Raw genomic sequence first — 14,181 nt, 5'->3', positions numbered from 1 at the left:
GCCTGCCGCTTCAAGCGGCTGTTGTCGGGATCATGGCTGCTTGGCTCCACTTCCCGCTGCCCCCGGCCCCGGGGCCGGCCCGGTCTGCCCCTTCTGGTCGCCCTCGCTGCTCTTGCGCTTGGCGCGGAACTCGCCGTCCTTACCCTGTCCGTGCTCCTTCTGCCCTTCCTTGGCACCATCCTTCTTCTGGGCGTCAGGCCCGCGCGACCGCTTGCGCGGGGCGAGATCGGCCGACGGGGTCTGGTCGTCGCGGCCGATGGTCACCTTGGAGCCGTCGGACAGATTGGCAAAGCCCGTGGTGACGACCCTGTCGGTCGCCGACAGGCCGCTGGCGATCACCGCGTCATGCTCGTTCTGCTGGGTCACGGTCACGGGCTTGGCCGAGACGATATTGTCCTCGCCGATGACATAGCTGAACGTCCCGATCGGGCCGCGCTGCACGGCCGAGGTCGGCACCACCAGCGCCTGAGTCAGCGTCTCGACCTTGAGACGGACATTGACGAACTGGCCCGGCCAGAGCTGGTAGTTGGCGTTGGGAAACTCGGCCTTGAGCTTGAGCGTGCCGGTGGTCTGGTCGACCTGGTTGTCGATGCCGGTGAGCTTGCCGGTATCGATCACGGTGATGCCGTCATTGCCGAACACGTCGACCGCCAGCGTACCCTTCGACGCCGCGGCGTTGACGCGCATGATTTGTTGCTGCGGCAGGCTGAACCATACCGCGATCGGCTGCAATTGCGTGATCACCACGAGGCCCGTGGTGTCGGCGGCGTGGATGATGTTGCCCTGGTCGACCTGGCGCAGGCCGGCTCGCCCTGAGAGCGGCGCCACGATCTTGGTGTAGCTCAGCGTCGCCGCCGCGTTGTCGATCGCAGCCTGGTCGGCCTTGACCAGCGCCTCGGTCTGCGCGACCAGCGCGCGCTGGGTGTCGGCCTGCTGCTTGGAGCCGGCGTTGGAGGCAGCGAGCTGCTCGTACCGTGTCAGGTCGATGCGCTGGTTGGCGAGTTGGGCCTGATCCTGCGCCTTCTTGGCGACCGCCTGGTCGTAGGTGGCTTGGTAGAGCGCGGGATCGATCTCGCCGAGCACGTCGCCCTTTTTGACGTCCTGCCCTTCAGTAAAATTCACGGCGATCAGCTTGCCGTCGACCTGCGAGCGCACAGTCACGGTGTTGAGCGCGCGGATCGCGCCGACGCCGTCGAGATAGACCGGAACGTCCTGAACGCGGGGCGTCGCCGCCAGCACGGGCACCGGCAGGTCCGGCCGCGCGTTGCGGTCGGCAGCCGGCTTCTGGTGCATCGCGTTCCAGCCGAGATAGCCGAGGCCACCAAGGATCGCGAGCGTGATCAGGGTCATGACGAAACCGCGGCCGCGCGACTTCTTCGCCGTCCCCTCCTTCGCGTCCTGCTTGGTATCCGGCTTAAAGAGCATTGACCGGTTTCTCCATTCGCGGCTCCCAGCCGCCGCCGAGCGCCTGATACAGGCTGACGATGGCGAGCAAGCGGGCCAGTTGCGCCTGTGACAGCGCGTCTTCCGCCTGGAACAGGGTCAGTTGAGTGTTGAGTACAGTCACGATGTCGGCGGTGCCGGCGCGCAGTTGCTGCTCGGAGAGATCGAAGGCGCGGCGTGAGGCGACGACGACGTCGCGCTGCAATTGCAGCTTGATCGTGGTCTGCTTGATCGAGAACAGCGCATTGTCGACGTCGGCGAACGACTGGATGATGGTCTTGCGGTAGGTCTGGAGCAATTCGTCCTGCCGCGCCTTGGCCAACTCGAAATTGCCGAGGATCTTGCCGCCGTCGAAGATCGGCTGCGTGGCGCTGCCGACGAGCTGGAAGAAGGCCGCATGCGGCTGGAACAGCGAGACCAAAGCCGAGCTCTGATAGCCGCCATTGCCGGTGAGCTGAATGGTCGGAAAGAACTGAGCACGGGCATTGCCGATATTCGCCGTCGCCGAGGCAAGCTGCGCCTCCTGTCGGCGGATGTCGGGCCGCTGCGTCAGCAGCTCCGAAGGCAGGCCGGGCGTGACGCGCGGGATCGCGATCCGGTCCAGCGAGCCGCCGAGCACGCGCACGCTTTCCGGCGGGCGCGAAACCAGCACGGCGAGCGCGTTGACGTTCTGGTCCAGCGTCTGGCGCAGCGGCGGCACCAGGGCTTTCTGGTTGGCAAGCACGCTCTCCTGCTGGGCGACGTCGAGATCGGTGCCAGTGCCGGCCCTGCGCCGCTCCCTGACCGCATCGAGGATGCGCTGCGCGCTCGCAATGTTGCGCTGTGAGGTCCTGATGCGGTCCTGCGAGGCCAGCACCTGGAAATAGGCGTTGGCGACGGCCGCCAGCGTCGTCAGCGCGACGGTGTCGCGGTCAAAGCGATTGGCGTTCGCCGTCTCTTCCGCCGATTGCAGCGCATCGCGATTCTGGCCCCAGAAGTCGAGCTGGTAGCTCGCGCTCAGCGAGGCCGAATAATTGACGACTTCGCGGCCGCCGATGGAGAGGCCGGACGCGCTGGAGCCCGAGGTGCGCGAATAGGTTTCCGATCCGCCGGTCGAGACGGTCGGCAGCAGCGCAGCCCCCGCCTGCCGCGCCTGGGCGTCGGCCTGGACGATGCGCGCAACGGCGGCGGCGATGTCGAGGTTGACGGTTTGCGCCTCCTCCATCAGCTGCGTTAGCTCCGCGGAGCGGAACCCGCGCCACCAATCCAGTGACGGCGGCGCATCACCCTTGCCCGCGTATTTGTACTGCGTGGGAACGTCGAGGGCGGGATCGGGAAGATCCTGGGTCAGCACGCAAGCCCCCGAACCGGCGGCAAGGCACATCACCGCAATCCAGCGCGCCGCGCGCAGCGTCCGGGATGCAGGACCTTCAGACCGCCGCATGGCGATCGCAGGAACATCCTCTGTCACATCCATCCCCCGCCGGGCAGATCGAACCGCCGCGCAGCCGGATTAGCCGATTCGCGGCGCGACAGTCGGGGGGCTTTGGACAACTCGTTCACAGCGGCGATGCTTTCTGCGGAACCTCGAAAATCATACTAGCCGGGCGCTGAACTGCGGGACAGTCCCGCAGTTGCGAGATGGCCACGCCGACGAAGTGGAAACGAACCGCTCGAAATTCAAAAGACGGCTGTCTCGCAGGGAGTTTTCTCATTTTGAAACGTTGGGATACACGATCAAGCTTACCAAGATTTCATGTGATATTGCTGCCACAGCGGCACTTGGGCGTTTCCATCCGACCGCACCACGCCCCGCCTCAGTCGCGCCCTGGCTGAGTAATCTCACAAGCCCGTCAATCGCCGAATAGAAAGCCGTTCCTCGGGCCGATATGATTCGACCATCCGGGCGTCATCCACGGCCCTCGATGGCGAGAAGCCTCGGCCTTGGAAAAAGTTTGTCGCGAGTTGGCTGGTCACGACTGTCATCTTCCCTGGCCTGACGGAGCGCAGGCGTTTCCTCCTATCGATATCCCGGCTTGCGGCCGAGCGCATCGCCGCCGGGCGCGCCTCTTGGGAATATTGCTGTTTGAGCAGAGGTTTCGCTCGGTTTCGCCGCAACGCAAAAGCCTTCCCCTTTGGCCTCCCAAGCACTACGTTCTCGCCAACCAGATCAACCCCCTTGGTAGCGATTTCCCTGACATGACCATTCGAAATGACGTTGTCGAAGCCATCGGCAACACCCCGCTGATCAAGCTGAAGCGCGCCTCGGAACTGACCGGCTGCACCATTCTCGGCAAGGCCGAGTTCATGAATCCCGGCCAGTCGGTCAAGGACCGCGCCGGCAAATGGATGATCCTGGAGGCCGAGAAGCGCGGCGAGCTCAAGCCGGGCGGTCTCGTGGTGGAATCGACCGCCGGCAATACCGGCATCGGCCTTGCGGTCGTCGCCAGCGCGCGCGGCTATCGCACCCTGATCGTGATCCCGGAAACGCAGAGCCAGGAGAAGAAAGACTTCCTGAAGCTGTGCGGCGCCGAGCTGATCGAGGTGCCGGCCCTGCCCTACGCCAACCCCAACAGCTACCAGCATGTCGGCCGCCGCCTCGCCGACGAGCTGCGCAAGACCGAACCCAATGGTGTGCTGTTCGCCGACCAGTGGAACAACCTCGACAATGCCAAGGCGCATTACGAGTCCACCGGACCCGAAATCTGGGAGCAGACCGGCGGTAAGGTCGACGGCTTCGTCTGCTCGGTCGGCAGCGGCGGCACGCTGGCTGGTGTCAGCCGTTACTTGAAAGAGCAGAACAAGAACGTGCGGATCGCATGCGCCGATCCGCACGGCGCCGGCATGTATGAATACTTCAGGACCGGCGATCCCAAGGCGACGCCGGGTGGCTCGATCACCGAGGGCATCGGCCTCAACCGGGCGACCGCCATCGTGGAGACCGCGAAGGTCGATGATGCCTATCTCATTCCCGATGCCGAAGCCGTTGGCGTGATCTACGAGCTGCTGCAGCACGAGGGCCTGTGCCTCGGCGGCTCGACCGGTGTCAACATCGTGGGCGCAATGCGCCTCGCCAGGCAGCTCGGGCCCGGCAAGACCATCGTCACCGTGCTGTGCGATTCCGGCAGCCGTTATCAGTCGAAGCTGTTCAACGCGGACTTCATGCGCGCCAAGAACCTGCCGGTGCCGGAATGGCTGGAGAAGCGCAGCAACATCAAGCCGCCCTTCGTGTGATCGTCACGCGCCCCCTCGGGTCGGGGACGCGCGTCACAAAGCTCAGCGCGGTTCGTCCGGCTTATATGACCTCGCCGCGCTCCGCAGCAGCGGCACAATAGTCGTGCCAGAACCGGCGGTACCCCTCCTCGACCCTGCGCGTGTAAATCTCGACATTGCCGGCGGGCGAAGCTGCAATCCGGGCCGGCAGGCCCGCGCGCAACTTCGCCAGATAGTCGGGCTGCGACGCGAATTTGCGGGCGATCTCGACATAGCCGTCGTCATCCTCGGCGACCCAGTCGTTAAGCCCGACCGCCGCCACGATGGCGCCGCCGGCGCGCGACGAGGCGCCGTGACCGAGCTTGGCCACGACAGGAACGCCCGCATAAAGGGATTCCCAGGTGCTCACGCCGCCATTTTGCGGGAACGTATCGAGCGAAATATCGACTCGCGCGAAGGCCCGCAGATGTTCCTCGCGCGCTGACGAGCCCAGGCAGGTGATGTTCTGTTCGGGGATGCCCTGGTTCACGAGCCGCGCAAGAAGGCCGTCGCGCAGCATGGGATCGTCAAGCAGCGTATGTTTGATGATGATCCTGGATCCGGGCACCTCGCGCATCACCTTCGACCACATGCGGATGGCCTCATCCGAGATCTTGGAGATGCGATTGAAAACGCCAAAGGTCACATGGCCGTTGCGGAGCATGGGAAGCTCCGAAGCAGGCACATCCAGGATGGGATCGATCGTGATCAGGCAAGGTAGATCGCAGACCTTTTCAGCCAGTAGACCACGGACCGATTCCGGAATGAAGATCGGATCGGCGAGCACGTAGTCCATGGTCTGAAGGCCGGTGCCCGTGGCATGTCCGAAGCCCGTGACCTGGATCGGAGCGGGCTTGCGGGCGAAGACCGGGAGCCTGTTGCCAGTCGTATGCCCTGACACGTCGATCAGGATATCGATCTTGTCAGCCTCGATACGATCGGCCAGTTCGTCGTCCGAAAGCTGCCAAGCGTCGACCCAGACGTCCGCCAGCGACTTGAACTTGGCGGTCATCTCATCTCGTACCGGCGAGCACGAATAGCAGACGATCTCGAACTTGGCGTGATCATGGTGGCGCAGCACCGGTAACAGGCCGAACGCCGCCGAGTGGTACCAGAACTCGGCCGCGACATACCCGACCACGATCCGCCTGTCAGGATCGAGTTGCCGGGGTGCGTGCGTCTTCTGCGCCAATCTGGCGCCGATCGCATCCCCCCAGGATTTGCGCGCCGCTTGCTGGATCGCGAAATCGGCGTCGGAGAGAAAGTCCAGAAAATAGATCTTCCGCGCGAGCAGGTCCGGCTGGTCCGGCGCGATTGCGAGCGCGGCGTCGAGATGTTCGATTGCGGCTGCGATTTCGCCCTGGTTGGCAAAACAGGAGCTCAGCAGCGCCAATGCGATCGCCGAGCACGGATTTTCTTCGAGCAAAGCCGTGCAGGCCAGGATCGCCTGCGCGGTATTACCCATGCTCAACGCGACTTCCGCCTTCCCCCGCAACGCAACTTCGAGCTTCGGTGAAAGCGCAAGGGCTGCGTCAAAATCCGCCGCCGCCTGTTCCAGCCGCGACAGCGCAAGATTGAGCCGTCCGCGGTGCGCCACGAGCTTCGCCGAACCTGGCCTGATCGCGAACGCCGCTGCGAGCGCGGCTTCCGCCTCGTCGTAATGCTTGAGCTCGATCCCGACCACGCCCTTGCCGATAAGGGCTTCGGCGTGACGCGGCTGAAACAACAGAGCGCGCTCGAAACTCTGCCTGGCGCGGTCAAATCGGCCCAGCGCCAGCTCGGCGAGGCCACGATTGCAGAGCGCATCGGCATTGTCGGGCTTCAGGACGATGGCGCGGTCGTACAGCTCGATGGCCTGTTCGGGCAGGTTCATCTGAAGCAAGCTATTGCCAAGGCCGGCCAAGGCCGGCGCAAAGTTCGGCTTCAGCGCGATCGCCTTTTCCTGACAGGCGCGAGCGGCGTCAAATTTCTGAAGGGCCAGATGCACTGCCGCGAGATTGTTGTGGGCCTCGTGCGAGCGTGGCTCGATCGCGATTGCGCGCTCCAGCAGCTGCTGCGCCTCCTGCAGGCGCCCGCTTTGTTGCACGCTCAAGCCGAGCAAATGCGTAGCGTCGAAATGATCCGGAACGGCTTGCACGATCTGGCGGCAAAGCGCCTCGCTCTCCGCATATCTACCCTGGCCATAGGCGCTCGCCGCTGCGGAGATGATACCGTCGGCCTGCTTCTTCAATTTCTTCTGCAACCGCGCATTCTGGAATGCGCGCGCGCCGGCGCTGCTCTGCAAGATGTCTCTCCGGGAGATGGTGCTCGGCGAGTCTAGCTGATTCGCGCAGTTAGCCTGCCGGTCGGCGAGACCGGAAATTACCCGGGATATCCCGGGCCCGCGCTGGACTGTCCTGGCTCAGGAACCGCTGGGCGCGCCCGCCTCGCCGGCGACGGCGTTGCCTCACCCCGCAGCGGCGGCACAATGGTCGCGCCAGAACTGACGATAACCCGCTTCGAGCTCACGCGTGTAGATCTCGACATTGCCGGCTGGCGAAGCTGCGATCCGAGCCGGTAGGCCCGCGCGCAATTTCGCCAGATGCTCGGGCTGCGAGGCAAATTTGCGGGCGATCTCGACATAGCCGTCGTCATCCTCGGCGACCCAGTCGTTAAGCCCGACCGCCGCCACGATGGCGCCGCCGGCGCGCGATGAGGCGCCATGACCGAGCTTGGCCACGACAGGAACGCCCGCATAGAGGGATTCCCAAGTGCTGATGCCGCCATTCTGCGGGAATGGATCGAGCGAAATATCGACTTGCGCGAAGGTCCGCAGATGATCCGCCCGCCCTGACGAGCCCAGGCAGGTGATGTTCTGTTCGGGGATGCCCTGGTTCACGAGTCGCGCAAACAGGCCGTCGCGGATCATGGGATCGTCAAGCAGCGTATGTTTGAAGATGATCTTCGATCCGATCACCTCGTGCATCACGCTCGACCACACCCGGATCGCCTCGTCCGAGATCTTGTTGACACGGTTGAACACGCCGAAGGTCACATGGCCGTTGCGGAGCATGGGAAGGTCCAACGGCGGCACATCCAGGATCGGATCGATGGTGTTGAGGCACGGCAGGTCAAACACCTTTTCGGCCAGCAGATGCCGTGCCGATTGCGGAATGAAGACGGGGTCCGCGAGCACATAGTCCATGGTCTGCATGCCCGTGCCCGTCGCGTGTCCAAATCCGGTGGCCTGGATCGGAGCCGGCTTCCGCGCGAAGACCTGCAGCCTGTTGCCGGTCGTGTGGCCCGAAACGTCGATCAGAATGTCGACATCGTCGGCCTGGATGCGATCGGCGAGCTCGTCGTCCGAGAGCTGCCACGCATCGACCCAGACGTCCGCCAGCGACTTGAATTTGGCGGTCATCTCGTCTCGTGACGGCGAGCACGAATAGCAGATGATCTTGAAGTTGGTGTGATCATGATGGCGCAGCACCGGCAGCAAAGTCAGCCCCGCCGAGTGCTGTCGGAATTCGGTAGCGACATAGCCGACCACAATCTGCTTGTCCGGATCGAGCGGCCGCTTCGGCAGCGTCCGCCGCGGTATCCTGGAGCCGATGACGTCCCACCAATCCCGTCGCACCGCCTGCTGGAGCGCGAAATCGGCCTCGGCACGGAAGTCCTGCAAGAAGATCTTTCCCCGGATCGCATCTTCATAGTCCGGCCGGATCGCCAGGGCGCGATCGAGATATTCGATCGCGGCGTCCATGTCTCCCTGGTTCGAATGAGCAAAGCCCATCAGCGCCAGCCCTGTCTCCGAGCGCGGATTTCGCTCGATCAAGGCCGCAGCGGCCGCCATCGCCTGCGCTGTCTTTCCCATCACGAGGCAAGCCTGTGCCTTGCCTCGGAGAGCCAGCTCGAGCTTGGGCGAAATCGCAAGCGCCGCCTCGAAATCGGCGACCGCCGGTTCCATGCGCTGCAGCTCGTAATTGAGCCGCCCGCGTTGCGCCAATATCTTCGCCGAACCGGGCCTGATCGCGAGCGCCGCTGCGAGAGCAGCTTCCGCATCATCGTAATGCTTGAGCTCGAGGCCGACCACCGCCTTGCCGACGAGCGCCTCGACATGGCGCGGCTGAAACAACAGCGCACGCTCGAAGCTTTGTATGGCAGGGGCAAACCGGCCCAGCGCCAGCTCGGCCAGACCACGATTGCAGAGCGCATCGGTATAATCGGGCTTCAGCTTGATGGCGCGATCGTACATTTCGATCGCCGGTTCGGGCAGGTTCATCTGAAGCAAGGTATTGCCGAGGCCTACCAGAGCCGGCAGAAAATTCGGCTTCAGCGCGATCGCCTTCTCCTGACATGCACGGGCGGCCTCGAATTTCTGAAGGGCCAAGTGCACAGCCGCGAGATTGTTATGGGCCTCGTGCGAACGCGGATCAATCGCGATCGCGCGCTCGAGCAATTGTTGCGCCTCCTCCAGGCGCCCGCCGTGTTGCGCGCTCAGGCCGAGCAGATGCGTCGCGTCGAAATGATCCGGAATGGCTTGCAGGATCTGACGGCAGAGCGCCTCGGTCTCCGCATATCTGCCCTGGCCATAGGCGCTTGCCGCGGCAGCGATGATGGCGTCGACCTGCTTCTTCAATTTCTTCTGCAACCGCGCATTCTGGAATGCGCGCGCGCCGGCGCTGCTCTGCAAGATGTCTCTCCGGAAGATGGCCCGCGGCGAGTCTAACTGATTCGCGTTCCGGGCCGGCCGGTCGGCCGGAGCCGAAATCCCTCCGGGCGTTCCGGGGCGTGTTGCAGGATCCGGCTCAGGAACCGCCGGATGCGTCTGCCCCGCTTACCGCAGCGTCGCCGCTTTCCGCGGCTGCGGCACAATAGTCGCGCCAGAACTGACGGTAACCAGCTTCGAGCTCACGCGTATAGATCTCGACATTGCCGGCGGGCGAGGCTGCGATCTGAGCCGGCAAGCCCGCGCGCAACTTCACCAGATGCTCGGGCTGCGACGCATATTTGCGGGCGATCTCGACATAGCCGTCGTCATCCTCGGCGACCCAGTCGCCGAGACCGACGGCGGCCACGATGGAGGCGCCGGCACGCGAAGAAGCTCCAATGCCGAGCTTGGCGACGACGGGAACGCCCTTGTAGAGGGATTCCCAGGTGCTGATGCCGCCATTCTGCGGGAACGTGTCGAGCGAAATATCGATCTTGTCAAAGGCCATCAGGTGATCGTCGCGCGAGGTGGTGCCGAGGCACGTGATGTCCTCCTCGGCAATGCCCTGCGCGATGAAGCGTGCGATCAGGCTATCGCGCAGCAAGGCATCATCGAGCAAACCATGCTTGAGGATGATCTTTGATCCCGGCACCTCCCGCATGATGCGCGACCACACACGGATCGCATCATCCGAGATCTTGTAGATGCGGTTGAACACGCCGAAGGTGACGTAGCCATTGCGGAGCATTGGCAGCTCGGAAGGCTGCAGATTGGTGACCGGCTCCATCGTGATCAGGCACGGCAGATCGTAGATCTTTTCCGGAAACAAATGTCGAGCCGATGGCGGAATGAAAATGGGATCCGCGAGCACGTAGTCCATGGTCTGCATGCCCGTGCCCGTCGCGTGTCCGAAGCCGGTTGCCTGGATCGGAGCCGGCTTCCGCGCGAAGCATTGCAGCCGGTTGCCGGTCGTGTGGCCCGAAACGTCGATCAGGATGTCGACATTGTCGGCCTGAATGCGATCGGCGAGTTCGTCGTCCGACATCTGCCAAGCGTCGACCCAGACGTCCGCCATTTGCTTGAACATAGCGGTGTACTCGTCCGCTCCCGGCCAGGAGTAGTAGCAGATGATCTTGAACTTGGCGTGATCATGATGGCGCAACACCGGCAGCAAGGTGAGCCCTGCCGAGTGTTGCCGGAATTCGGCCGCGACATATCCGACCACGATCTGCTTGTCCGGATCCAGCGGCCGCTTCGGCAGCGTCCTTTGCGGAATCTTCGAGCCGATCGCATCCCACCATGACTTTCGTACAGCCTGCTGGACCGCGAAATCGGCATCCGCGAGGTAGTCCAGCAGGAAGATCTTGCCTCTGATCGCGTCTCCATAGTCCGGCCGGAGCGCCAGCGCACGATCGAGATATTCGATCGCAGCGTCCATCTCTCCTTGGTTTGAATAAGCAAAGCCCATCAGCGCCAACCCCATCTCGGAGCGCGGGTTGCGCTCGATCAAGGTCGCCGCCGCCGCCATCGCCTGCGCGGTCTTTCCCATGACCAGGCAGACCTGCGCCTTGCCCCGAAGGGCCAGTTCGAGCTTGGGCGAAATCGCAAGCGCCGCATCGAAATCCGCCAGCGCCTCGTGGAGGCGCTGCAGCTCGTAACTGAGCCGCCCGCGCTGGGCCAGGATCCTCGGCGCGCCGGGCTTGATCGCAAGCGCCGTGGCTAACTTGGCTGCCGCCTCCTCGTGGTGCCGCAGCTCCATGCTGACCATGCCGCTGCCGACGATGGCCTCGGCGTGACGCGGCTGAAACAGCAGGGCGCGATCGAAGCTCTCCTTGGCGCGCATGATCTGCCCAAGCACGATCTCGACCATGCCGCGATTGCAGAGCGCGTCGGCATAATCCGGTTTGACCTTGATGGCGCGCTCGTGCATTTCGAGCGCCTGCTCGTACAGCCCCATATGCATCAGCGTGTTGCCGAGATTGGTCAGCGCCACCGCGAAATTCGGCTTCAGCGCGATCGCCCTCTCCTGGCAGCGCCGCGCGTCCTCGTAATTGCCGAGGTCGAAATGCACGGTCGCGAGGTTGTTATGGGCATCGTGCAGGCGCGGATCGAGCGCAATCACGCGCTCCAGCAGCTGCTGCGCCTCCTCGAAGCGCCGTCCGTCGTGGGCGCACATGCCGAGCAGGTGGATGGCGTCGACGTGATCCGGAAGGGCTTTCAGGATTTCGCGGCACAGCGCCTCGGTCTCGGCATATCGGCACTGGCCATAGGCGTTCGCCGCAGCGGCGATGACGGCATCGGCCTGCTTCATCAATTTTTTCTGCAATCGCGCATTCTGGAATGCGCGCGCGCCGCCGCCGCTGTTCTGCAAGGTGTCTCTCCGGAGGATGCCCTGAGGCGAGTCTAACTGATTCGCAGCCATGGCCGGCCGGTCACCCGGCCGGCAGCGACTCCGGGATTTCCCGGGGGGCAACGCAAGGTCGGGCTACGCCACCTCGCCGCGTTCCGAGGCCGCGGCACAATGATCGTGCTAGAACCGGCGATAGGCCGCTTCGACCTCACACGTGTAAAGTTCGACGTTGCCGGCAGGCGAGGCTGCGATCCGAGCCGGCAGTTCCGCCCGCAATTTCGCCAGATGAGCGGGCTGTGCCGCATATTTGCACGCGATCGCGGCGTAACCCTCGTCGTCCTCGGCGACCCAGTCGTCGAGGCCGACGGCCGCCACGATGGAGCCACCGGCGCGTGCCGAAGAGCCAATGCCGAGCTTGGCGACGACCGGAACGCCCGCATAGAGCGATTCCCAGGTGCTGATGCCGCCATTTTGCGGGAAGGTGTCGAGAGAGATGTCGACTTGCGCAAAGGCCAGCAGATGCTCGTGGCGCGTGGTCGAGCCCAGGCAGGTGATATTGTCTTCGGCAATGCCCTGGGCCACGAACCGCGCGATCAGGCCGTCGCGCAGCAAGGGATCGTCGAGCAGCCCGTGCTTGACGATGATCTTCGATCCCCTCAACTCACGCATCACCTTCGACCACACCCGGATCGCCTCATCCGAGATCTTGTAGATGCGGTTGAACACGCCGAAGGTCACATGGCCGTTCCGGAGCATGGGAAGCTCCGAGGGCGGCACGTCCAGGATGGGATCGATCGTGATCAGGCAGGGCAGATCATGGACTTTTTCGGCCAGCAAATGGCGCGCCGATTGCGGAATGAAGATGGGATCGGCGAGCACGTAATCCATGGTCTGAAGGCCGGTGCCCGTGGCGTGTCCGAAACCCGTGACCTGGATCGGGGCCGGCTTGCGGGCAAAGACAGGCAGCCTGTTGCCGGCCGTATGCCCGGATACGTCGATCAGGATGTCGATCTTGTCCGCCTGGATGCGATCGGCCAGCTCGTCGTCCGAAAGCTGCGCGGCGTCGACCCAGACGTCCGCGAGAGGCTTGAATCTCTCGGTAATCTCGTCCTGCAGAGGCCAGCAGGAATAGCAGACGATCTCGAACCTCGTGTGATCGTGTTGGCGCAGCACCGGCAACAGCGCGAACGCGGCCGAGTGGTTCCTGAATTCCGACGCGACATAGCCGACGACGATCCGCCTGTCCGGATCGAGCGCCCGGGGCGGCAGTGTCCGTTGCGGCAGCCTGACGCCGATCGCATCCCACCAGGATTTTCGCGCCGCCTGCTGGACCGCGAAATCGGCCTCGGGCAGATAATCCAGGATGAAGATCTTGCGTGCGATCGCATCCGCATAGTCAGGTGATATCTCGAGCGCCGCGTCGAGGTGCTCGAGCGCCGTCGCGACGTCTCCCTGGTTCGCGTAGCAGGCCCCGAGAAGCACGATTGCATAATCGGACCGCGGATTGTCCTCGAGCAGGGTCTTGACGGCCGCAATCGCCTGCGTCGTGTTTCCCAAGAGAAGATTGACCTGCGCCTTGCCACGCAGCGCGAGCTCGAGCCGCGGCGATTGCGCCAGCGCCGCATCGAAGTCCGCCGCCGCCTGCTCCAGCCGATGCAGATCGAAGTTGAGCCGTCCGCGCTGGGCCAGAATCCTCGGTGAATCCGGCTTGATTGCCAAGCCTGCCGCGAGGGCGGCTTCCGCCTCCTCGTAATGCCGGAGCTCGATGCACACCATGCCCTTGCCGGCGATCGCTTCAGCATGACGCGGCTGAAACGACAGGGCGCGATCGAAACTCTCCTTGGCGCGCTCGGACCGGCCGATCATCAGCTCCGCCATGCCGCGGTTGCAAAATGCATCGGCGTAGTCGGGCCGCAGCCCGATAGCGCGTTCGTGCAGCCTGATCGCCTGTTCGCCGAGGCCGACGTTCAGGAGCGTATTGCCGAGATTGGTGAGGGTGATCGGACAATTCGGCTTCAGTGCAATGGCCTTCTCCTGGCATGCGCGGGCGTCCTGGAATTTCTGGAGATCGAAATACACGGCGCCGAGATTTCCATGGGCATCGGGCGAGCGCGGATCGAGCGCAATCGCACGCTCGAACAGCTGTTGCGCCTCCTCCAGCCGCCCGCCTTCATAGGCGCGAAGGCCAAGCAGGTGCGTGGCATGGAAATGATCCGGAACCTCCTCCACAATGCCGCGGCAGAGCGTCTCGGCCTCGGCAAATCTGCCCTGCCGGAGCGCCTCGACCGCGAGCGACATGACGGCGTCCGCCTGCTTCCTCAACTTCTTTTGCAATCGCGCATTCTGGAATGCGCGCGCGCCGACACTGCTCTGCAAGGTCTCTCTCCGGAAGTTGGCCCGGAACGAGGCACAGCTGATTCGGATGGTGCCAGGCTGGCGGCCCGGTCAGACCGGCGAGGCCGCCGGA

At 63.9% G+C, this 14,181-nt stretch carries 7 protein-coding genes; 1 reads left to right on the top strand and 6 read right to left on the bottom strand.

Annotated elements, in window-relative coordinates:
* Nucleotides 1–30 precede the first annotated feature (30 nt).
* Both GGD66_RS03525 and GGD66_RS03520 read right to left on the bottom strand, forming a co-directional pair.
* Nucleotides 31–1,425: an efflux RND transporter periplasmic adaptor subunit gene (locus GGD66_RS03525; RefSeq protein WP_183256881.1), complete on the bottom strand. Its 1,395-nt coding sequence runs from the start codon at nt 1,423–1,425 to the stop codon at nt 31–33.
* Nucleotides 1,415–2,899 (bottom strand): efflux transporter outer membrane subunit, encoded by a 1,485-nt coding sequence (locus GGD66_RS03520; RefSeq protein WP_092258330.1) that lies wholly within the window; start codon nt 2,897–2,899, stop codon nt 1,415–1,417. The genes GGD66_RS03525 and GGD66_RS03520 overlap by 11 nt, the downstream gene beginning before the upstream one ends.
* Nucleotides 2,900–3,621: 722 nt before the next feature.
* On the opposite strand from GGD66_RS03520, the gene GGD66_RS03515 reads away from it, so the two are divergent.
* Entirely contained in the window at nt 3,622–4,656 is a 1,035-nt protein-coding gene (locus GGD66_RS03515) for a cysteine synthase A (protein WP_092258333.1), read from the top strand.
* Between the two features lie 61 nt (nt 4,657–4,717).
* Here the strand turns inward: GGD66_RS03515 and GGD66_RS03510 are convergent, their stop codons facing one another.
* From GGD66_RS03510 to GGD66_RS03495, 4 genes are all read right to left on the bottom strand, one after another.
* Nucleotides 4,718–6,958: a tetratricopeptide repeat protein gene (locus GGD66_RS03510; protein ID WP_183256880.1), complete on the bottom strand. Its 2,241-nt coding sequence runs from the start codon at nt 6,956–6,958 to the stop codon at nt 4,718–4,720.
* Nucleotides 6,959–7,120: 162 nt separating this feature from the next.
* The gene (locus GGD66_RS03505) at nt 7,121–9,346 is read right to left on the bottom strand and encodes a tetratricopeptide repeat protein (protein WP_183256879.1); all 2,226 of its coding nucleotides are present in this window, start codon (nt 9,344–9,346) and stop codon (nt 7,121–7,123) included.
* Nucleotides 9,347–9,461: 115 nt separating this feature from the next.
* Complete coding sequence (locus tag GGD66_RS03500; RefSeq protein ID WP_183256878.1) at nt 9,462–11,735, bottom strand: tetratricopeptide repeat protein; 2,274 nt, start codon at nt 11,733–11,735, stop codon at nt 9,462–9,464.
* A gap of 159 nt (nt 11,736–11,894) precedes the next feature.
* Nucleotides 11,895–14,090 carry a tetratricopeptide repeat protein gene (locus GGD66_RS03495; RefSeq protein WP_183256877.1) on the bottom strand — a complete coding sequence of 732 codons (2,196 nt, stop codon included), beginning with the start codon at nt 14,088–14,090 and terminating at the stop codon, nt 11,895–11,897.
* Between the last annotated feature and the right edge of the window lie 91 nt (nt 14,091–14,181).

Origin of the sequence: Bradyrhizobium sp. CIR48, assembly GCF_014198315.1 — a bacterium.
Classification (GTDB): domain Bacteria; phylum Pseudomonadota; class Alphaproteobacteria; order Rhizobiales; family Xanthobacteraceae; genus Bradyrhizobium.
The sequence above is the reverse complement of the archived record's forward strand: the minus strand, read 5'-3'. Positions and strand labels throughout refer to the sequence as shown.